This is a genomic window from Streptomyces sp. NPDC088194 (genome assembly GCF_040702025.1).
Taxonomy (GTDB): domain Bacteria; phylum Actinomycetota; class Actinomycetes; order Streptomycetales; family Streptomycetaceae; genus Actinacidiphila.
The window spans coordinates 10,950-32,498 of sequence record NZ_JBFBIV010000091.1 but is presented as its reverse complement, the minus strand read 5'-3'; the positions used below and the strand labels follow the sequence as shown (position 1 = coordinate 32,498).

The window sequence follows — 21,549 nt, the reverse complement described above, 5'->3', positions numbered from 1 at the left end:
GGACCGTGGTCCGGGCGCACCCGGCGCGGGTGCCTCGTGGCGGGTGCGGCCGGTCGCTAGGCGCGGCCGGACGTCCGCTGTGTCCTGCGGGACACCGAGTCGATGATCACCGCGGCGAGCAGCACCGCGGCCGTGATCATGTACTGGATCGAGGTGTCCATGTTCAGCAGGTTGAGGCCCGTCTGGATGGACTCGATGACCAGGCCACCGATCAGGGCCGACCACACGCTGCCCCGGCCGCCGAAGAGGCTGGTGCCGCCGATGACCGCGGCCGCGATCGCCAGCATCAGGACGTTGCCGGTACCGGCTTGGGTGTTCGCGGTCTCGATCTGGCCGGCGAGGAACAGGCCGCCCAGCGCGGCGAAGCCGCCGGCGATGGCGAACACCGCGATCTGGATCGCGGGCACGTTGATGCCGGCCCGGCGGGACGCCTCGAGGCTGCCGCCGAGCGCGAAGACCTTGCGGCCGAAGGTGGTGCGCCGGACCACGAAGTCGGATATCACCAGGACGACCAGGAACAGCACCAGGGCGTTCGGCACACCGCGGGAGTTGTTCAGCACGATCGCGACACCGTAGGCGACGATCGCCAGCAGCACCGTGCGCAGCACGATCTCGCTGGTGGCCCGGTAGGGCACGCCGGCCTTGCGGCGGCGGCCCTGGTCGACCAGTGCGGTGCCGAGGAACAGCGCGACACCGATGGTGGCCAGGATGTAGGCGCCGGCGATGCTGGAGTTCATGAAGAACGAGGTCTGGTCCATGTAGTGGATCGGACCCTTGTCGGCGATCGAGATGCTGCCGGTCTTGCGCAGCAGCCACAGCATGAAGCCGTTCCAGCCGAGGAAGCCGGCCAGGGTGACCACGAACGCCGGCACACCGATCTTGGCCAGGAAGAACCCGTGGAAGGCGCCGATGAGGACGCCGATCACGACCACCAGCAGTGCCGCCAACCACAGGTTCATGCCGTGGGTGGTGGTGAACGTGGCGAAGATCGCCGCGGACAGTCCGCTGACCGAGGCGACCGACAGGTCGATCTCACCGAGCAGCAGCACGAACACCAGGCCGATGGAGAGCAGCCCGGCACCGGCCAGGTAGTAGCCGATGTTGGTGAGGTTGTCCGCGCTCAGGAACCGGCTGTTCGCGAGCTGGAAGACGACGAAGATGATGATCAGCGCCGCGATGACGGGCATCGAGCCCAGCTCGCCGCCCTTGACCCGGCGCTTGAACTCGGTGATGTAGCCGGCGAAGCCCTGCTCACGGACGAGCAGCCGGGGATCGACCGCCACCACGGCGGGCGGCGGCACCTCGTCGATGGGCGCGCCACCCTTCGAGGTGTCAACGGATGTCTTTTCGCTGCTCACTTGGCCGCCTCCGCGTTGCGCGTCTGCCGACGGGTCACGGCGTTGTCCGTGGCACCGGTGATCGCGGCGATGATCTGTTCGTTCGTCGTGCCCTTGACCGGGAACGAGCCGTTGTTCCGGCCGAGCCGGAGCACGTGCACGGTGTCGGCCACGGCGGTCACGTCGGCCATGTTGTGGCTGATCAGAATGACGCCGAGGCCGCGCTCGCGCAGCCGCTCGACCAGGTCGAGCACCTGGGCGGTCTGTTCGACACCGAGGGCGGCGGTCGGTTCGTCGAGGATGACGACCTTCGGCTCGCCGATCAGCGCGCGGGCGATCGCGACGACCTGTCGCTGACCGCCGGAGAGGCTGGCGATCGGGATGCGCACGCTGGGGATGCGGATCGAGAGGGTGTTGAGCAGCTCGCGGGAGCGCTGCTCCATGGTGACCTCGTCGAGGCTGCCGAAACGCAGCAGCTCGCGACCGAGGAAGAGGTTGCCGACAACGTCGAGGTTGTCGCACAGCGCGAGGTCCTGGTAGACGGTGGCCACACCGAGTTGCTGGGCATCGTGCGGGCGGTTGATGGTGACGCCCTTGCCCTCCCACTCGATGACACCGTCGTCGATGGGGTGGACCCCGGCGATCGTCTTGACCAAAGTGGATTTACCGGCACCGTTGTCGCCCACCAGGGCGACCACTTCTCCGGCATGGACCTCCAACTCGACATCGGTGAGGGCCTGAACCGCACCGAATCGCTTGGAGACTCCGCGCAACGCCAACACGGGCGTAGCGGACACGTGAACCATCTCCTTCGCCGCCTGACCGGCGGGGATGCCGCGTACTGGAACGTCAGCCGCGGTGTGTGTGCCGCGAAGCACACGATGACAACGTTAACGGGGAAGAGGCGGAACCCCGCCCCCGCGGAAGAACCCCGCGAGTGTTTCCGTCCGGCGCCCCGCCCCGGCAGCGGGGTGGTTGATGTGGGGCGGGGCGCCGGACAGGCTCACGGGAGGCGGTGCCGTCAGCCCACGGTGATGCCGGCCGCCTTGCAGGCCGCGACGAACTCCGCAGAGCACAGGTCGGAGGTCTTGTACAGACCGTCCTTCACCACCGTGCTGTTGATGTTGGCCTTGGTCACCGAGGTGGCCGTGATCAGGTGCGACGGGATGGTCTGGCCCGACCCGCTCTTGGCGGTGGTGTCGGTGATCGACTTCCAGTCCTTGCCGGTGATCATGTCGACCGCGATCTCGGCGGTGGCGTCGGCCTCAGGCTTGTAGGGCTTGTAGATGGTGGAGGTCTGGGTACCCACCAGAATCCGCTGCAGGCCCGTCAGTTCGGCGTCCTGGCCGGTCAGCGGCGGGTTGATGTGGTTGGCCTTGAGCGCGGTGACGATACCGCCGGCCATCGTGTCGTTGGCCGAGTAGACGCCCGCGATGTTCTTCGCGCCGATCGAGGTGATCGCCGCGGTCATCTTCTTGTTGGCCTCGGTGTCCTTCCACAGACCGGTCTGCTCGTAGGCGATGTTGACCTTGCCGTCGAGCGCCTTGTGCGCGCCGGCCTTGAACATCGCGGCGTTCGGGTCGGACGGGTCGCCGTTGATCATGACGATCTTGGAGGTCGGCTTGGCGTTGGCGCCCATGGCGGTCAGCAGCGCCTGGCCCTGCAGCTCGCCGATCTTCTCGTTGTCGTACGAGACGTACGCGGAGATCGGGCCCTGGGCGAGGCGGTCGTACGCGATGACCTTGATGCCCTTCTTGACCGCCTGCTCGACCGAGGACTGGATCGCCACCGAGTCCTGCGGGTCGAGGATGAGCACCTTGACACCCTTGGTGATCATCGTGTTGACCTGCTGCGCCTGCGTCGACGGGTCACCGGCGGCGTTGTCGTAGCTGACCTTACAATCGGAGCACAGCTCCTTGATCTTCTTCTCCATCAACGGCTTGTCGAAGGAGCCGTACCGCGCGGTGACGGTGTCCGGAAGGAGGATGCCGATCGACTTGGCGTCGCCGCCCTTGCTGCTGCCGCCCGCCTTGCCGCACGCGGCCATGGTGAGCGCCATCGACACAGCCGCCGTGCCGATGACGATCCGACGCGTCATTGCGTTCATCTGAGGTTGCCTCCCTGACAGGGCCGCAACACTGCGGCCGAGGTGGTCGTGAGTCAACTCCGGCTGACACGTGTCGTCAAGAAGTAAACACTTAACGAGATGGCAACGGCGCGTTTCGTTAGCTGTGTGAACGCTCCGTTATGCCGAAAAGGCGGGTGTATCAACGGGTGTGTTCCCGTCGAGAAGCGTGGAATCGCCCATCTCGCTCAGAACCAGGGCAAGCGCACCCAGAACCTCGGCCCGCGCGCCGAGCGCGCCGGGCATCACCGACAGCCGCTGGGCGGCGCTCGGAATGGCGTACCGCGACACCGACTCGCGGATCGGGCCGAGCACCAGCTCCCCCGCCTCCGCCAGGTCCCCGCCCAGCACGACCCTGCTGGGGTTGAGGAGGTTGCACAGGCTCGCCACGCCCATGCCGATGTGCCGCCCGACGTCGCCGATCACCCGGCGGCATCCCGGGTCCCCCTCGCGTCCCAATTGCACCATTTTGGGAATGGTGAGGTTCTCCCCGTGACTGCCGCGCAGCAGTTCCAGCACGTAGCGCGCCGCGGTGAAGGTCTCCAGGCAGCCGCGGTTGCCGCAGCGGCACACCGGACCGGACTCGTCGAGGGTGATGTGGCCGATCTCCCCGGCGGTGCCGCCCGGACCGCGGTAGATCCGCCCGTCCACCACCAGGCCGGCGCCGACACCGCTGGCCACCTTGATGTACGCCAGGTCCTTGACCCCGCGACCACCGCCCCACACCAACTCGCCCAGGGCGCCGAGGTTGGCGTCGTTGTCCACCTGGACCGGGACGCCGAGCCGGTCGGTCAGCTCCTGCCGCGGGTTGATGCCGCTCCAGCCGGGCAGGATCGCGGTGGACCCGAGCGTGCCGGTCTCCATGTCGATCGGCCCGGGCACGCCGAGGCCCACCCCGAGCACCTTGTCCCGGTCGATCCCGGTGGACTCCACCAGCCGCGCCACCAACTGCTCGGCCCGGTCGAAGCCCTGGGACGCCGAGGCGTCCACGTCGATCGGCTCGGACTGCTCGGCGAGCACCTGGTGGGCGAGGTTGCCGACCGCGACCCGCAGGTGCGAGTGGCCGAAGTCGACGCCGACCACGATGCCCGCGTCCCCGGACAGCGCCACGCTGCGCGCCCGCCGACCGCCCGAGGAGGTCGGCGTGACCTGCACCGTCCCGTTGTCCCGCAACTCGCGCACGATGTTGGACACCGTCGCCGCCGACAGACCGGTCGTGCGCGCGATCTCCGCCTGGGTGAGCGAGCCGGCCAGCCGGACGGCCCGCACCACGCGCTCCAGGTTGGCCCGGTGCAGCGATGACTGCGATCCCGGTGTCTCCACGACATCCACTCCTGCCCGGCAGCCGGAGCGGTTCCGGCTGCCCGCACGGGACGAGGCCCGGGTACCGGCGTCAGAGCTGCCACACCAGTGAGACCCCGTCGTCTACAACATGTGAACTCTAAGTTGAGTGTTAGGGGTGATGTCCCGTCAAGGGGGAGAACCACACCGTTACGCGAACCGCCCCGTACGCCGACCAGCGGCTCCGCATGCTCGCGGAGCCGCTGGGGACAGCGTAAGGGGTGTACCGAGCCGGGCGGAGGGCCTATTTCACGGCACCCGCGGTCAGGCCCGCCTGCACCTGGCGCTGGAAGATGATGTAGATCGCCAGCACCGGCAGCATCGCGATCGACAGGCCGGCGAACAGACCCGACCAGTCGCCCTGGTAGCCCTGCTGCACGGACAGGTCGGCCAGACCCTGCGTGAGCACCCATTTGTCGGTGTTGCCCTGGTTGAGCACCAGGGGCAGCAGATACTGGTTCCACTGCCCGAGCACGTTGAAGATCCCGATGCTGATGATGCCCGGCTTGGCCATCGGCACCATGATCTGGAAGAACGTGCGGGTGTGGCTCGCCCCGTCGACCAGTGCCGCCTCCGCCACCGAGGTCGGCAGCGTTCTGAAGAACGACGTCATGAAGAAGACGGTGAACGGCAGCGAGTAGGCGATGTAGACCAGGATCAGGCCGGGCAGCGTGTTCAGGATGCCCAGGTTCTTCGTCACGAAGAACAGCGGCACCAGCACCATCACGACCGGGAAGGCCATGCCCCCGACGAACAGGAAGTAGATGAAGCGGTTGCCGAAGAACTCGAACCGGGCCAGTACATAAGCGGCCATCGAACCGAACAGCATGGTGCCGACGGTCGAGAAGCCCACCACGATCACCGTGTTGATGAAGTAGCGGCTCATGTGCGCCTTGGTCCAGGCGCGCGACCAGCTGTCCACGTGCGGGTGCAGCGGCAGCGACCAGGGGTGCGAGAGGATGTCGCCCGAGGTCTTGAACGAGCTCCACAGCGCCCATAGCAGCGGTACCGCCACCATCAGCGCCCACACGGCGAGGAAGCCGTGGCTGAAGACGTTCAGCACCACTCCCTCACCGCGCCAGCGGTGTTTGGCCGCGGCGTCGGGCGCGGGCTTCTGGATCACCTGGTTCGGGTTCTTGTCCGCCGGACCGGGCGCGTCTTCGAAAATCTCTGTGGTCATCGCGGCACCCCTAGAACTCGATGCGCTCGCGGCGGTTCAGCCGCAGCGTCAGGACGGCGAACAGCAGCGTCACGATCAGCATCGCGACACCCATCGCGGCCGCCATGCCGTACTGGCTGTTGTCGCGGAATGCCGTCTTGTACAGCAGCAGCGGCACCACGTCGGTGGTCTCGCTCGGCCCGCCGTTGTTGACCGACATCAGCTGGACGAAGGCGAAGCCGTCCATGGCGATGATGCCCATGTAGACCCAGCCGGTGGCCACCGTGTCGCGCAGCAGCGGCAGCGTGACCCGGAAGAAGGTGACATAGCGGTTGGCGCCGTCCAGCAGCGCCGCCTCGTAGATCTCACCGGGGATCGAGGCCATGCCGGCGGAGAAGAGCACCACGTAGAAGCCGACGTTCGCCCAGACCATCACCGCCATGATGCAGGCGAGCGCGATGTTCGGGTCGCCCAGCCAGGACTGCTGGAGCGAGGTGAGGCCCACGTCGCCCAGCAGCGAGTTGAGCAGGCCGTTGTCCGGGTCGGGGTTGTAGATCTGCTCCCACAGCACCGCGATCACCGTGACCGACAGCACCTGCGGGAAGAAGTAGACGATCTTGTAGAAACCCGCGCCCCGAACGCCGACGACCGACGCGCTGTTCTTGCGCCGCCGGCCGCCGACATTGAGCATGAAGGCGAAGAAGAGTCCCAGCGCGAGCGTCACGATCGGCACGATCAGCAGCATCAGGACGTTGTGCCACAGTGCCTTCCAGAAGAGGTTGTTGTGGATGATCTTCTGGTAGTTGTCCAGCCCGATGTAGTGCTTCTCGGGGGTCAACCCGCTCCAGTCCGTCAACGAGATCTGGAAGTCCTGGACGAAGGGCGAGATCACAAGGACCGCGTACAACGCCACAGGAATTGCCAGAAACCCGATGATGAACCGGTACTTGCCGTGTCGCATAGTGCCGGTCGCTCTCGTCTCAGCCGTCAGGGAATGTTCGGGTCACACGTGCTTGAACTTGGGCACGGACGAGTCGGCCTTGGTGGCGTCCGCGGCCTTCTGCGCGCCTTCGATCCACTTCTTGGCATTGATCTTGCCGGTCAGCAGCTGGAGCGTCAGGTTGCCCAGGGTCTCCTGGTTGAGCTTGACGTACCAGTCCTGGAGCCGCGAGTTGAGCACGTTCGGCCCGGCGGCCGTCAGCGCCTTGGAGGCGGAGGCCAGGCCCGGGGTCAGGGTCAGGCCCTCCGAGGCGCCGGTGATGCAGGTCAGCGACTTCGTGGTGTTGGTGAAGTTGTCGGTCTGCTTCTTGCTGATCATGATCCGCAGCAGTTCCATGCCGCCGACCGGGTTCTTGCCGTTGGCGGCGACGATGTACGGCTCGCCGGCCGCGGCGTAGACGGTGCCGAACGGCAGCTTGTCGGACGTGCCCGAGCCGACCAGCGCGCCGACGGCCAGGTCGAAGTCCTTCGGCATGGTCGGGGCGGCCTCGTTCTCCACCCACGAGCCGTCCGCCACTATGGCGGCCTTGCCCTTGGTCCAGGCGGTCTGCATCTGGATGTGGGTCATGCCCTCGGAGCCGGGCATGAAGTACTTCTTCGCCGCGACCTCCTCGTAGTACCCGATGACCTGCTTGACGGCGTCCACCTGCCAGGCGCCGTCCTCGAGGTCGTCGATGGCGTTGAGGACGTCCTTGCCGCCGATCTTGCCGATCTGGGCGAGCAGGTCGAAGTGGACGTAGTACGGGTACTTGCCCGGGTAGGTGAAGAGGGAGATGTTCTCCTTCTTCGCCTTGGCGCCCAGGGCCAGCGCCTGGTCGAAGGTCTGCGGGTACTCCCAGCCCTTGTCCTGGAAGAGCTTGTTGGAGTACCAGCCGCCGTAGACGGTGAACGCGTAGTTGAACGCGTACATCGCCTGGGTGCCGAACTGGCCCTGCTCGACGGTGCCGGCGATCAGGACGTCGCGGACCTTCTTGCTCGGGTCGTCGATGGTGGGGGCGTCCAGCAGCGGGGTGAGGTCCTGGAGCTTGCTCTCCTTGGCCAGGGCCGCGGTGTCGAGGTTGTCGGCGCCGGAGTTGTCCATGATGTCCGGCGGGGTGTTGCTGGCGAAGCGCGGCTGGAGCTTCGGGCCCAGGCCCTGCGTGCCGGTGTGCTTGACCTTGATGCCGTACTCGGAGTTGTAGACCGTCTCCGCGGCCTTGACGTACGAGTCGCCGAAGCCGCCCTTGAAGATGAACGCCTCCAGCGGCGTTCCCTTCTTCACGCCGAGCGGGTTGTTCGCCGTCTTCGCACCGGTGGGGTCCGCCTTCGGCTTGTCGCTGCCGCCTCCGCTGGAGGCGCAGGCCGACAGCAGCGAGGCGGACGGGACGGCCACCACGCCGATGGCGACGGCCCGCTTGATGGCATCGCGGCGGTTGATCTCGGAGCCCATGCTCAAGTCCTCAGCCTTCTTCCAGGACTCATGCGGTGCAGCGGAATCCGCCGACGACCGCGAACAGTTGAAGCGTGAGTGATGCACTGCATCCAGTGAGGCGAGGAACGATAGCCGACGGCCGTGTTGGCCACCCTGTCAGCACCCCCCGCGCGCCCCCGCACTCAGCGGGTTCCCGGACGCCGACAGGTATAGTCCACTTGACTCGGGCAGGGCAAGATCGAATGAGAGTTTGGCCACCAAGCTTTCCCGAGTTGAGACCTGTCCGAAACGTGGGATGTTCGCCCAGCCGAAAGCTCGGACCCGTGTTGTATTCAGTTCCCAACGGCTCTCCCGGTTCGGTGCGTTCAAGTAGTGAACCGGGTGGAAGCGCCCAGCGGCGGGCGACCTGCCGGAAAACGCGGACGGGCCGCACCCCCGGGTGACAGGGGTGCGGCCCGTCCGGCCGACAGTGGTGCTTCGGACGTGTTACGCCCGGGTCATCGGCTCACTTGCGCAGCAGCGAGCGCAGGACGTACTGCATGATGCCGCCGTTGCGGTAGTAGTCGGCCTCTCCGGGGGTGTCGATCCGCACCACCGCGTCGAACTCGACGCCGGTGTCGGTGCTGACCTTGACCGTACGCGGGGTGGTGCCGTCGTTGAGCGCGGTCACCCCGGCGAAGGAGAAGGTCTCCTCGCCGGTCAGGCCCAGGGTCTGCGCGGACTCGCCCTCGGGGTACTGCAGCGGCAGCACGCCCATGCCGATCAGGTTGGAGCGGTGGATGCGCTCGTAGGACTCGGCGATGACGGCCTTCACGCCCAGCAGCGCGGTGCCCTTGGCGGCCCAGTCACGGGACGAGCCGGAGCCGTACTCCTTGCCGGCCAGCACGACCAGCGGGGTGCCCTGCTCGATGTAGTGGCGCGAGGCGTCGTAGATGAACGCGACCGGCCCGCCGTCCTGGGTGAAGTCGCGGGTGAAGCCGCCCTCCGTGCCCGGGGCGATCTGGTTGCGCAGCCGGATGTTGGCGAAGGTGCCACGAATCATGACCTCGTGGTTGCCGCGACGCGAGCCGTAGCTGTTGAAGTCGCGGCGCTGCACGCCGTGCTCGGTGAGGTACTGGCCGGCCGGGGTGTCGGCCTTGATGGCGCCGGCCGGCGAGATGTGGTCGGTGGTGACGGAGTCGCCGAGCTTGGCCAGCACCCGCGCGCCGGAGATGTCGGTGACCGGCTCCGGCTCGGTGCCCATGCCCTCGAAGTACGGGGGCTTGCGCACGTAGGTGGACTGCGGGTCCCACTCGAAGGTGTTGCCGGTGGGGATCGGCAGCGCCTGCCACTGCGCGTCGCCGGCGAAGACGTCCTGGTAGGACTCGGTGAACATGTCCTGGCCGATCGCGGAGGCGACCACGTCGTTCACCTCGGCCTCGCTCGGCCAGATGTCCGCGAGGTACACCGGCTTGCCCTCGGTGTCGGTGCCCAGCACGTCCCGGGTGATGTCCACCTTCATCGAGCCGGCGATGGCGTACGCGACGACCAGCGGCGGGGAGGCGAGGTAGTTCATCTTGACGTCCGGGTTGATCCGGCCCTCGAAGTTGCGGTTGCCGGAGAGCACCGCGGCCACCGCGAGGTCGGCCTCGTTGACCGCCTTGGAGACCTCCTCGGGCAGCGGGCCCGAGTTGCCGATGCAGGTGGTGCAGCCGTACCCGACCAGGTTGAAGCCGAGCTTGTCCAGGTACGGGGTCAGGTGCGCCTTGTCGAAGTAGTCGGTGACGACCTTCGAACCCGGGGCGAGGGTGGTCTTCACCCACGGCTTGCGGGTCAGGCCCTTCTCGACGGCCTTCTTGGCCACCAGGGCGGCGGCCACCATCACGTACGGGTTGGAGGTGTTGGTGCACGAGGTGATCGCGGCGACGGTGACGGCGCCGTGGTCGATCTCGTAGGTGTCGCCCTCGGGGGTGGTCACCTGGGTCGGCTTGGTGGGCACGCCGTTGTGGGTGGCCGGGGAGTCGGAGGCCGGGAAGGACTCCTTGCCCGCCTCCTCGTCGTCGGTGACGTAGTTGCGCACGTCGCGGGCGAACTGCTGCGCGGAGTTGGCCAGCACGATGCGGTCCTGCGGGCGCTTGGGCCCGGCGATGGACGGCACCACCGTGGACAGGTCCAGCTCCAGCTTCTCGGAGTAGTCCGGCTCGGCGGCCGGGTCCAGCCACAGGCCCTGCTCCTTGGCGTACGCCTCGACCAGCGCGACCTGCTGGGCCGAGCGGCCGGTGAGCTTGAGGTAGCTCAGCGTCTCGGCGTCGATCGGGAAGATCGCGGCGGTGGAGCCGAACTCCGGCGACATGTTGCCGATGGTGGCGCGGTTGGCCAGCGACGTGGCGGCGACGCCCTCGCCGTAGAACTCGACGAACTTGCCGACCACGCCGTGCTTGCGCAGCATCTCGGTGATGGTGAGCACCAGGTCGGTGGCGGTGGTGCCGGCCGGCAGCTCACCGGTGAGCTTGAAACCGACCACCCGCGGGATCAGCATGGACACCGGCTGGCCGAGCATCGCGGCCTCGGCCTCGATGCCGCCGACGCCCCAGCCGAGCACGCCCAGGCCGTTGACCATGGTGGTGTGGGAGTCGGTGCCGACCAGGGTGTCGGGGTACGCCTGGCCGCCGCGGACCATGACGGTCCGGGCCAGGTGCTCGATGTTCACCTGGTGGACGATGCCGGTGCCGGGCGGGACCACCTTGAACTCGTCGAACGCGGTCTGGCCCCAGCGCAGGAACTGGTACCGCTCCTTGTTCCGGCCGTACTCCAACTCGACGTTCTGCGCGAAGGACTCCGGGGTGCCGAAGCGGTCGGCGATCACCGAGTGGTCGATGACCAGCTCGGCCGGGGCGAGCGGGTTGATCTTCGCCGGGTCGCCGCCCAGCTCCTTGACCGCCTCGCGCATGGTCGCGAGGTCCACCACGCACGGCACGCCGGTGAAGTCCTGCATGATCACGCGGGCCGGGGTGAACTGGATCTCCTGGCTCGGCTGGGCCTGCGAGTCCCATCCGCCGACCGCCCGGATGTGGTCGGCGGTGATGTTCGCGCCGTCCTCGGTGCGCAGCAGGTTCTCCAGCAGCACCTTCAGGCTGTACGGCAGCCGGGCCGAGCCCTCCACCTTGTCCAGCCGGAAGATCTCATACGATTCGTCGCCCACCTGCAAGCTGCTGCGGGCGTCGAAGCTGTTCGCCGACACGACAGTCTCCTTCATGCATGTTCTCGCGCGTACCACCGCATTGCTGGCGTCCCGACGGCACGCCTCGGCAGATATCTCGATGTCGAGATAACTCTAGTACACCACCTCGATTCGGGTACCCCCGGCCCGCCGCGTGATGCGCTGCCCCCATCGAAGCCCGCCTCGACTCCCCCGGCGACCGGGAGGTGGAACCGAATCCGGATGGGCGCCGTCTGTGCGGGTGAGGGGTACACCGCACGGCCGCGCCCCGGATGGCAGGCACCGCCGCCGGCGTTACGGTGAGGACGGGCCGCGACACCGGCCGGGCCGGCCGCGTACCAGTGCCGCAACGGATGTCCCCGACTCGCCACGGATGGCCTAACCCGCGTTGCTCTATCTCATATGTGAGATAGCCTGGTCGACATGACCGACGATTACCTCGCACGCATCGGCAGGCTCATCCGAGACGCCCGTCAACATCGAGGCTGGACACAGGCGCAGCTCGCGGAAGCGCTCGGCACCAGCCAGAGCGCCGTCAACCGGATCGAGCGCGGCAACCAGAACATCAGCCTTGAGATGATCGCCAGAATCGGCGAGGCGCTGGACAGCGAGATCGTGTCCCTCGGTTACGCCGGCCCGATGCACCTCAGAGTGGTCGGGGGGCGCCGGCTGTCCGGCGCCATAGACGTCAAGACGAGTAAGAACGCGTGCGTCGCGCTGCTCTGCGCCACGCTGCTGAACGCCGGCCGGACCACGCTGCGCCGGGTGGCGCGGATCGAGGAGGTCTACCGCATCCTCGAGGTGCTGGGCAGCATCGGCGTGCGCACCCGCTGGATCAACGACGGCAACGACCTGGAGATCGTGCCGCCGGCCGAGCTGGACCTGGCCGCGATGGACACCGACGCCGCCCGCCGCACCCGCAGCGTCATCATGTTCCTCGGCCCGCTGCTGCACCGCACCGACCGCTTCCGCATCCCGTACGCGGGCGGCTGCGACCTGGGCACCCGCACCGTGCAGCCGCACATGAACGCGCTGCGCCACTTCGGCCTGGACATCACCGCGACCGACGGCACGTACCACGCCGAGGTGGACCGCGGCATCACCCCGAAGCGGGCGATCGTGCTGACCGAGCGCGGCGACACCGTGACCGAGAACGCGCTGCTGGCCGCCGCCCGTCACGAGGGCGTGACCGTCATCCGCAACGCCAGCTCCAACTACATGGTCCAGGACCTGTGCTTCTTCCTGGAGGAGCTGGGCGTGCAGGTGGAGGGCATCGGCACCACCACGCTCACCGTGCACGGCGTCGCCGAGATCGACCGCGACGTGGACTACGCGCCCTCCGAGGACCCGGTCGAGGCGATGAGCCTGCTGGCCGCGGCGGTCGTCACCGAGTCCGAACTGACCATCCGCCGGGTGCCGATCGAGTTCATGGAGATCGAACTCGCGGTGCTGGAGGAGATGGGGCTGGACCACGAACTCACCCCCGAGTACCGCGCGGACAACGGCCGCACCCGGCTGGTGGACCTCACCGTCCGCCCCTCCAAGCTGAGTTCGCCGATCGACAAGATCCACCCGATGCCGTTCCCCGGGCTCAACATCGACAACGTGCCGTTCTTCGCGGCCATCGCCGCCACCGCCCAGGGCTCCACGCTGATCCACGACTGGGTCTACGACAACCGGGCCATCTACCTCACCGAGCTGACCCGGCTGGGCGCCCAGGTCAAACTCCTCGACCCGCACCGGGTGCTGGTCGAGGGCCCGACCCGCTGGCGCGCCGCCGAGATGATGTGCCCGCCCGCGCTGCGCCCCGCGGTGGTGGTGCTGCTGGCGATGATGGCCGCCGAGGGCACGTCGGTGCTGCGCAACGTCTATGTCATCAACCGCGGTTACGAGGACCTCGCCGAGCGGCTGAACACGATCGGCGCGCAGATCGAGATCTTCCGCGACATCTGACCCGGCGGTGCCGCCGCACCCCGTCCGACCTGCTACCTAGAGCGTCAGGACGGGGTGCGGCGGCATCTCTGGGACGTCTCTGGGACTTTGGACCTGAGGCGGGCTACGGGCCGCACTCAACGGGCTCTACCGACCGGCCGCGGCTACGTGAAGATCGCGTCGACGGCAACGCTGCCCCGTGCGCCGGCTCGCGGCAGGAAGTGGGAGAGCCGGTAGTGATCACGTAGGGCCTCCCGTACCGCCGGCACCCGTTCAGGGGGCCGCGCCTCAACCCTGCCGGGGGTCGCGGGCGGAGGCCCGACGGTGCCGGACCGACATGGGTTACGTCCGAGGCGACGGTCCTCAACGGCAGCCTGGAGAACGCTGGAGAGCGTTGCCCAGACAAGACGGATGGAGGTCGGACCCAGGCCTTCTCAAGCCGCTTCTTCCAGTGGCGCAGGACTTCCGCCCCGATGGCGTTGAGCGGGTCTGTATGGCGAACGATGGAACTCGGTCGGTTTCCTTCAGCGGCGTCCGGCGGTGAGCCGGCCGTGGAAGGGGTGGTCTGGCAGGTTGCCGCGGTGACCGCGCTGGTGGGGGCGACGATGTAGGTCGGACGGGCCAGGGTGGCGCCGTTCACGGCCACCGCCTCGGAGATGCCTTGGTGGTGGAGTTGTCCGTCGGCAGGAACGACGCTCTGACCTGCCAGGTCGATGCGCTCGAGTTGACCTTGGGGCAGCGTTGGTACACACAATTCCGAGGCCGCTGTCGACGCCGACTGCTTCAATGGTCGCTGCGTCCAAGACGGCCCGCGCCGCTCTTCGCAGAGTGGGTTGCCATCCGGGGAGGGAAAAGGATGAACTCACGATTCCGCGCGCTCTGGGGGAGACACAGACCTCGCGGCCGACGTGGCCCCGCATCCGCAGGCCGCTGGGCCACGGTCGCCGTCGTCGCCGCGGTGCTGGTGGCCGCGACGTCGACGTCCGCCATCGCCGACGCAGGCGCCACGTCCCACACGACGGGTACGGCACCGAGCCTCGCGACCACGGTGCCTGTGCCGGGCCCCGCCACAAAGAGCTCGCCCGGCAGGAAGAACACGACGCCCGCCAAGGCGAAGCCGCAGGGCGTGACCGCTCCGCACTCCGTTCCCACGCTGCCCCAACAGCCCGAGTTGGACGGCGGTTTCGTGGCGGTCGGGCCGACCCGGGTGTTGGACACCCGTGACGGTACCGGCGACCACGGGGTGGTGGCCAAACTCGGCACGCACCCGCTGCTGCTCGACGTCTCGGGGATCACCGGCAATCCGTCGGTCCGGCCCACGGCTGTGGTCCTCAACGTGACGGCGACCAACGCCTCGACGGCCAGCCACCTGACGGTGTACCCGTACGGGCAGGACCAGCCGATCACCTCAAACCTCAACTTCGGGCCGGGCCGCAACGTGGCCAACATGGTCACGGTCCCGGTAGGCGGCAACGGCCTGGTGGCCTTCGCCAACGCTACCGGCACCACCGACGTCGTCGCGGACCTGGCGGGCTACTACACCCTGGACAAGGCCGCCGCCACCTACGTGCCCGACGGCCCTACCCGGCTGCTGAACACCCGCGACGGCACCGGTACCAACGGGACGACGACCGCTGTCGGCGCGGGCAAGAGCGTCGACCTCCAGCTCTCCGGCACGCACGGCGTGCCCACAGCGGACGTCAGCGCTGTCGTGCTCAACGTCACCGCCACCGCGTCCACGACTGCCGGCCACCTCATCGTCCACCCGCAGGGCGCTGCGCTGCCCACCGCGTCCTCCCTCAACTACCAAGCGGGGCAGACGATCGCGAACCTCGTCACGGTGCCGTTGGGCAGCACGGGCAAAGTCTCCTTCTACAACTCGGCCGGCAGCACCCATGTCATCGCGGACATCGCCGGCTACTACTTGACGAACTCACCGAAGTCCGGCGGCGTCTTCCAGAGCCTGGACAGCGGCCCCACCCGCATGCTGGACACACGTGACGGCACCGGCGGGGCCAAGGGCCCGGTCGGCGCGGGCAACAGCGTGGACCTGCAGATCACCGGCACGCAGCACATCCCGTCCACGGACGTCTCGGCGGTCGTGCTCAACGTCACCGCCGCCGCACCCACCACCGGCGGCCACCTCACGGTGTACCCGCACGGCATCGCGGTCCCGTCGACCTCCACCCTCAACTTCGCAGCAGGCCAGAACGTCCCGAACCTGGTGGTCGTGCCGGTCGGCGCGGACGGGAAGATCTCGATCGCCAACTCGGCCGGCCGTACCCAGGTAGTCGCCGACGTGTTCGGCTACTTCGCCACCGGCAGCGAACTGTCCCTCAAGGCAATGGACTTCGCCTCCTCCACCGTCGACGCGTCCGGCGGCGGCGCGGCGGTCACCCTGGACTGGACCGTGACCGACAGCAGCCCGGCGGCGGCGCAGAACGGCGGCACCATCGTGATCCGCCAGCGCGGCACCGCACCCGACACATACGTCGGGCAGAGCTACACCGTCGACTTCCTCCAGGAGAACTCCGGTTACGGCGGTGCCGACTTCGTCTCCGGCGACGCCGCCGAGGCCCACTACCGTTACACCTTCGCGGTGCCTCGGTACGCGGGTACGACGACAGCGGTCTGGGCGGTCTCCACCGTCTCGCTCTTCGAGGACTCCCAGCAGGCCCGGCAGGTGCTGGTCGGCTCCGAACTCGACGGCTACGGAGCCTCCGTGACCGCCACCGAGCAGGTCGCGACCGACACCCCCTCCTACCAGTCCCTGACCTTCCGCAGTGGCGTCTCCCAGCTGACGCCCGCCCTCTACGACGCCGACGGCACCACCTTTGCCTCGTTCGACCTGAACGTGCAGGACGGGCAGTCCGGGTTCTCCAACGGCACCGCCACGCTCACCGGTCCCGGCGCACGTACCCTGACCGGGTCCTTCGCCTACCAGACGTACGACGAGCAGGACTACGGAGAGTGCCAGCACCAGACGGAGGATGCCGATTGCACGTTCTCCGTGCACTTCCCCGCCGGCTACCCGACCGGCCGCTGGTCGGTCACCGCGGTGTCGCTGACCAACAACGCCGGTCAGACCCAGAACTTCACCGGCCTGGACGAGCAGCCCTTCACCGTGACGGCGAACGACCCGCTGTCGGCGAGCGGCTTCACCGCCACCCCGAACCCGGTCAACAGCTGGTGGGGCCCGGCCCCGTTCACCATCTCCCTGCACGTCTCCGGCGCGCGCGACGGCGTCACCTCGATCGAGCCGATCTGGGACGGGGCACCCTGCACGGCCGGATCGGCGACCCCGACCAGCGAGGGGAACGGCGTCTACTCCGTGCAGGCCACGATGGACAGGTCCACCAACGGGCAGGCGTCGACGTGCTCCTTCGGCGGCTATGTCATCGCCGACGGCGCGGGCGACCTGGCCGTCTACGGCGACCTGTTCGGGGCCCCCGATCCCGGGCTGCTGGTGAAGGGGGTACCCGACACCGTCGGGCCCACGGTGACCTCGGCGTCGCTGTCGAAGACCAGCGTCCCGAGCAGCCAGCTTCGGCAGGTATCGGTCGAGGTCATCGCGCATGTCACCCAGGGCACGGCGCCGGCGGACGAATCCACCTGCTACGTCTACGACAGCACCGGCCGCGTGGTCGGCTCCTCGTCCGGCGGCGCGTCGGTGGGCTCCGACGGCACGATGCTGATCGACGTCGACACCTGGAACCTGACGACGGGCACCTACACCGTCAGCTTCGAGGTGACCGATGAAGGCTGGCTCTCCACACCCGAATTCGGCAAGCCGGGCGGCACTCCGCCCCCGGGAGGCCCGCTCACACTGACGGTCACAGCCGGGTAACCAGCCGAGCACCTTCGCGGCCCCGCGCCGTAACCGGACGCCCCTGCGGCACGCCACCCACGTGCTGCGGGGGCGTCCTGGCACTCAGCCCCAACGGCACGGAGCCGCGCGCGCCGGGTGTCGGACATCGGGTGCGGGACGGGGGCGTTCGCACCAGGGGTGCTGAGGCCGTCCGGCGGGCAGGGTTGCCGGGCTCATCGGAAGCGGCCCCGCAGTTCTCCGCTCAAGGCCCTGTCCGGGCGATCCTGCCGGGCCCGCCACGACAGCCACGGCACCTCACGGCGTTTCCGCCCGCGCGCGAAGGGCCATGGCGCGTGGCTCCGCGGCGGGGAGGGCCCGGTCACGGGCCGGTGATGTGGGCGGTGAGGCGAACCAGCAGGGGGACGCAGTCGCGCAGCTGTCGCCGCTCGTGGTGATCGAGCGCGTCGGCGATGGCGGCGTTGAGCCAGGTGGCGCGGCGGCTGCGCTCCTGCTGGAGGCGGGTTCGTCCGGCGTCGGTGAGGTGCAGCAGGATCTTGCGGCCGTCGCCGGCATGCGGTTCGGCGCGCACCGATCCACGGTCGATCAGTTCCTTGACGGACTTGGCGGCGGACTGGTGCGTCACTCCGCGCCGGTGCGCGAGTGCGGCCGTGGTCTGCGGGCCGCTGCGATCGAGGTGGCCGAGGATGGCGGCCTCTCCGGGGGGCATGGTGTCGGCGGTCCGCACGGCGCGGACCAGTTCCCCGATCGCCTGTCGGAGGTCTTCGGCCAGCGCGTCGTCTTCCATGGCCCTACCCTAGCCGAACTGTGTAACCAATCTGTACAGCTTGGTTGTACAGTTTCAGGGTTGCCTGAGGAGGCCCACATGCATCTCACCAAGTTCGGCCACGCCTGCGTCCGTATCGAGAAGAACGACCGTCGGCTGGTCATCGACCCCGGGGGTCTGACCGAACCGGACGCGCTCGACGGCGCCGAGGCCGTCCTGGTCACCCACGAACACTTCGACCACTTCTCCGAGGAGGTGCTCCGCAGGGCCACCAGCGAGAATCCCGCCCTGCGCATCTGGACCGACAGCGCCGTCGCCGATCGGCTGGACGGCCTCGGCGGGAGGGTCACCGCCGTGGGCGAGGGAGCGGCCTTCACGGCGGCCGGCTTCGACGTCGCCGTGCTCGGCACGTGGCACGCGGTCATCCACCCGGACATCCCGCGCGTCGGCAACGTCGGCTTCCTCCTCGACGAGGCACTCTTCCATCCCGGGGACGCCCTCACCGTGCCGGACGTAGCCGTCGACACCCTGCTGCTGCCCGTCCACGGCCCCTGGTCCGCCACCGGGCAACTGATCGACTACGTGCGCGAGGTGGCCCCGCGGCAGGTCTGCGCCATCCATGACGGCGCCCTCAACGACGTCGGCGTCTCCATGGTCGGCGGCTTCCTGGGCGACAACGGCCCCGGTACCGGGGCCCGTTACCGCCGTCTGCCCGTCGGCGCGTCCATCGAGATCGGCCCGGAGCCCGTCCGGTGACCGGCCACCGCCGCGGGATGCCCCGGGCTGTTGCGAGCCGTCCGGCGGTCAGGGGACGCCGGTCAGGGTGGCGGCGATCAGGTGGGCGACCGAGGCCGCGTGGGCGGTGAGGTAGAAGTGGCCGCCCGGGAAGGTGACCAGGTCGAAGGCGGACGTGGTGTGCTCCTGCCAGGCGGCGGCCTCCTCGGCGGTCACCTTCGGGTCGTCGGCGCCGGTCAGCACGGTGATCGGGCAGTCAAGGAGCGGCTCGGGGGCGGAGCGGTGGCTCTCCACGATGCGGTAGTCGGCGCGGATCGCCGGCAGCACCATCCGTACGAGTTCCTCGTCGGCGAAGACCCGGGAGTCCGTGCCGCTCAGCGCGCGGACCTCGCGCAACAGGCCGTCGTCGTCGAGGAGGTGGGCGCGTTCGGGCCGCTGCCGGGAGGGTGCCCGGCGGCCCGAGACGAACAGCGCGGCCGGCGGCCGACGGGCGGCCCGCAGCCCGCGGGCCACCTCGAAGCCGAGGACCGCGCCGAGGCTGTGCCCGAAGACGGCCAGCGGCCGGTCCGTCCACGGCAGCAGCGCGGCCACCACGTCGCGGGCCAGCGCGTCCATGCTCGGCGCGAACGGTTCGCCGCGGCGGTCCTGGCGGCCCGGGTACTGGACCGCGAGCACCTCCACCTCCTCGCCGAGCAGGTCGGGCAGCTCCGCGAAGAAGCTGGCCGAACCGCCGGCGTGCGGAAGGCAGACCAGGCGTACCGGGGCGTTTGGGCGGGGCCGGAAGCGGCGCACCCACAGGCTGCCGCGCGGGTCGCCGCTCACGCGGCCCTCGGGCGGTCGTAGCGGTGGAAGCCGCGGCCCGTCTTGCGGCCCAACCGGCCCTCCTCGATCAGCCGGTCCAGCAGCGGCGGCACCGCGTGCCGGGGGTCTCCGGTGCCGTTCTCCATACTGCGCGCCACGGCGGCGATGACGTCGAGGCCGATCAGGTCGAGGACGGTGAGCGGGCCCATGGGGTGCCCGCAGCCGAGGGTCATGCCGCGGTCGATGTCCTCGGCCGTGGCGACGCCGGACTCGCACATGCGCACGGCGGCCATGAGGTACGGGATCAGCAGCGCGTTGACGACGAATCCGCTGCGGTCCTCGGCGCGCACGATCTGCTTGCCGAGCACGCCGGTGACCAGCGCCTCGGCGCGCTCGGCGGTGCGGTCGGTGGTGTACGGGGAGCGGATGACCTCCACCAGCGGCATCGTCGGCACCGGGTTGAAGAAGTGCAGGCCGATCACGTCGCCGGGGCGGCCGCTGGCATCGCCCAGGTCGGTGATGGACAGGGAGGAGGTGGTGGAGGCGAGGACCGCCGCGGAGTCCTCGACGGTCTTCGCCAGCAGGGCGAACAGCCGCAGCTTGGTCTCCCGCTCCTCCGGCACCGCCTCGACGACGAACTCCCGGTCCGCGAACGCGTCCGGATCGCCGCCGAACACCGCGCGGCGCTCGGCGTCCGCGCGTCCCGCGTCGTCGATACGGCCCTTGGCGTGCGCCCGGTCGAGCAGTCCGAGGACGCGGCCGCGGGCACGGTCGGCGGAGGCCGCGCCGGAACCCAGGACCCGCACGTCGAGGCCGGCCCGCAGGCACTCGGCGGCGATGCCGGCGCCCATGGTGCCGCCGCCGACCACGCCTATCCGACGGGCGCTCATGCCGCGCTCCGCAGCGCGGGCGCCGACCAGCGCAGCAGGCCGGCGGCCACCGCCATGCCGGCGCCGAACCCGGCGAGCAGCACCAGGTCGCCGGGGCGCAGCGCGCCGGAGCGGTTGGCCTCGTCCAGGGCGATGGCGACGGAGGCGCTGCCGGTGTTGCCGGAGTGGTCCAGCGGCAGGTGGGTGGCCGCGCCGGACAGCCCGCAGGCGTCGACGAGTTCGGCGACCATCATGCCGTTGGCCTGGTGCGGCACGAAGTGGTCGATGTCGGCCGCCTTGTGGTCGCAGCGCTCCAGCAGCGCGTCGATGACGCCGGGCACGTTGTCCATGACGTAGTCGCGGACCTCGCGGCCCTTCATGTGCAGGACGTGGCCGCCGTCGGCGACGGTCGCGGCGGAGGCGGGGCGGCGGCTGCCGCCGGCGGGGATCTCGATCAGGTCGTAGGCGCCGCCGCCGCCGACCATGTCGAGGTCGATGAAGCCGGGACCGTCGTCGACGGCGGCGACCACGGCGGCTCCGGCGCCGTCTCCGAACAGCACGCTGGTGGCCCGGTCGCCGAAGTCGACGAACCGGGAGTACACGTCGGTGCCGATGACGAGGGCCTTGGCGGCGGGCCGCAGGGTGATCAGGGCACGGGCCAGGGCGAGGGAGGTGACGAAGCCGGAGCAGGCGATGTTGACGTCGAAGCAGCCCGCCCGGTGGGCGCCGAGCGCGTACTGGACGAGGGTGGCGGTGGCCGGTATGGGCGCGTCGCCGGTGGTGGTGGAGACGATGAGGTAGTCGATGTCGCCGGGGTCGAGGGCGGCCGCGTCGAGGGCGGCACGGGCGGCGTGCACGGCGAGGTCGGAGGCCGCCTCGTCGGGGGCGGCGAACCGGCGCGAGACGATCTTCGTCCGCCTTTCGATCCACTCCTCGCTGGTGCCGGGCACCATCCGGACGACATCGGCGTTGGTGACCACCCGTTCGGGCAGGTAGGAGCCGGTCGCGAGGATGCCGATGCCGACCGTCGGCGGGTCCGTGGTCATGTT

The 21,549-nt window shown here is 69.2% G+C and carries 15 protein-coding genes; 3 read left to right on the top strand and 12 right to left on the bottom strand.

All coding sequences use genetic code 11. The features are described 5' to 3' along the window. Positions 1–56: 56 nt before the first annotated feature. From AB0399_RS33370 to acnA, 8 genes are all read right to left on the bottom strand, one after another. Positions 57–1,310, bottom strand: coding sequence for a sugar ABC transporter permease (locus tag AB0399_RS33370; protein ID WP_329373819.1), 1,254 nt, complete (start codon positions 1,308–1,310; stop codon positions 57–59). A 44-nt stretch (positions 1,311–1,354) separates the two neighbouring features. Continuing rightward, a complete protein-coding gene (locus tag AB0399_RS33365; RefSeq protein WP_328470442.1) occupies positions 1,355–2,143 on the bottom strand; it encodes an ATP-binding cassette domain-containing protein in 789 nt (262 codons plus the stop codon). Positions 2,144–2,358: 215 nt separating this feature from the next. Continuing rightward, positions 2,359–3,444 (bottom strand): substrate-binding domain-containing protein, encoded by a 1,086-nt coding sequence (locus AB0399_RS33360; protein WP_329363851.1) that lies wholly within the window; start codon positions 3,442–3,444, stop codon positions 2,359–2,361. A gap of 138 nt (positions 3,445–3,582) precedes the next feature. After that, a complete protein-coding gene (locus tag AB0399_RS33355; protein WP_328470439.1) occupies positions 3,583–4,785 on the bottom strand; it encodes an ROK family transcriptional regulator in 1,203 nt (400 codons plus the stop codon). A 262-nt stretch (positions 4,786–5,047) separates the two neighbouring features. Then, positions 5,048–5,983 carry a carbohydrate ABC transporter permease gene (locus tag AB0399_RS33350; protein ID WP_328470437.1) on the bottom strand — a complete coding sequence of 312 codons (936 nt, stop codon included), beginning with the start codon at positions 5,981–5,983 and terminating at the stop codon, positions 5,048–5,050. A gap of 10 nt (positions 5,984–5,993) precedes the next feature. Next, the gene (locus tag AB0399_RS33345; RefSeq protein WP_329363852.1) at positions 5,994–6,923 is read right to left on the bottom strand and encodes a sugar ABC transporter permease; all 930 of its coding nucleotides are present in this window, start codon (positions 6,921–6,923) and stop codon (positions 5,994–5,996) included. Between the two features lie 42 nt (positions 6,924–6,965). After that, positions 6,966–8,390 carry an N-acetylglucosamine/diacetylchitobiose ABC transporter substrate-binding protein gene (ngcE, locus tag AB0399_RS33340; protein WP_329363853.1) on the bottom strand — a complete coding sequence of 475 codons (1,425 nt, stop codon included), beginning with the start codon at positions 8,388–8,390 and terminating at the stop codon, positions 6,966–6,968. Between the two features lie 487 nt (positions 8,391–8,877). Beyond that, on the bottom strand, positions 8,878–11,592 hold the full coding sequence (gene acnA, locus AB0399_RS33335; RefSeq protein WP_329363854.1) for an aconitate hydratase AcnA: 2,715 nt from the start codon (positions 11,590–11,592) through the stop codon (positions 8,878–8,880). Positions 11,593–11,994: 402 nt separating this feature from the next. On the opposite strand from acnA, the gene AB0399_RS33330 reads away from it, so the two are divergent. Beyond that, the gene (locus tag AB0399_RS33330) at positions 11,995–13,524 is read left to right on the top strand and encodes a UDP-N-acetylglucosamine 1-carboxyvinyltransferase (RefSeq protein ID WP_329363855.1); all 1,530 of its coding nucleotides are present in this window, start codon (positions 11,995–11,997) and stop codon (positions 13,522–13,524) included. 1,105 nt (positions 13,525–14,629) lie between these two features. Beyond that, positions 14,630–17,350, top strand: coding sequence for a hypothetical protein (locus AB0399_RS33325; RefSeq protein WP_366413846.1), 2,721 nt, complete (start codon positions 14,630–14,632; stop codon positions 17,348–17,350). 340 nt (positions 17,351–17,690) lie between these two features. Here the strand turns inward: AB0399_RS33325 and AB0399_RS33320 are convergent, their stop codons facing one another. After that, the gene (locus tag AB0399_RS33320) at positions 17,691–18,116 is read right to left on the bottom strand and encodes a MarR family transcriptional regulator (protein WP_366413845.1); all 426 of its coding nucleotides are present in this window, start codon (positions 18,114–18,116) and stop codon (positions 17,691–17,693) included. Positions 18,117–18,194: 78 nt separating this feature from the next. On the opposite strand from AB0399_RS33320, the gene AB0399_RS33315 reads away from it, so the two are divergent. After that, complete coding sequence (locus AB0399_RS33315) at positions 18,195–18,851, top strand: MBL fold metallo-hydrolase (RefSeq protein ID WP_366413844.1); 657 nt, start codon at positions 18,195–18,197, stop codon at positions 18,849–18,851. 48 nt (positions 18,852–18,899) lie between these two features. Here the strand turns inward: AB0399_RS33315 and AB0399_RS33310 are convergent, their stop codons facing one another. From AB0399_RS33310 to AB0399_RS33300, 3 genes are read right to left on the bottom strand one after another with little or no spacing between them, the layout of a single operon-like run. Next, positions 18,900–19,652, bottom strand: a complete 753-nt coding sequence (locus AB0399_RS33310; protein WP_366413843.1) for an alpha/beta fold hydrolase — start codon at positions 19,650–19,652, stop codon at positions 18,900–18,902. Then, entirely contained in the window at positions 19,649–20,521 is an 873-nt protein-coding gene (locus AB0399_RS33305) for a 3-hydroxybutyryl-CoA dehydrogenase (protein WP_366413842.1), read from the bottom strand. Before AB0399_RS33305 ends, AB0399_RS33310 begins: the two co-directional genes overlap by 4 nt. Beyond that, on the bottom strand, positions 20,518–21,546 hold the full coding sequence (locus tag AB0399_RS33300) for a ketoacyl-ACP synthase III (protein WP_329363866.1): 1,029 nt from the start codon (positions 21,544–21,546) through the stop codon (positions 20,518–20,520). The genes AB0399_RS33305 and AB0399_RS33300 overlap by 4 nt, the downstream gene beginning before the upstream one ends. Between the last annotated feature and the right edge of the window lie 3 nt (positions 21,547–21,549).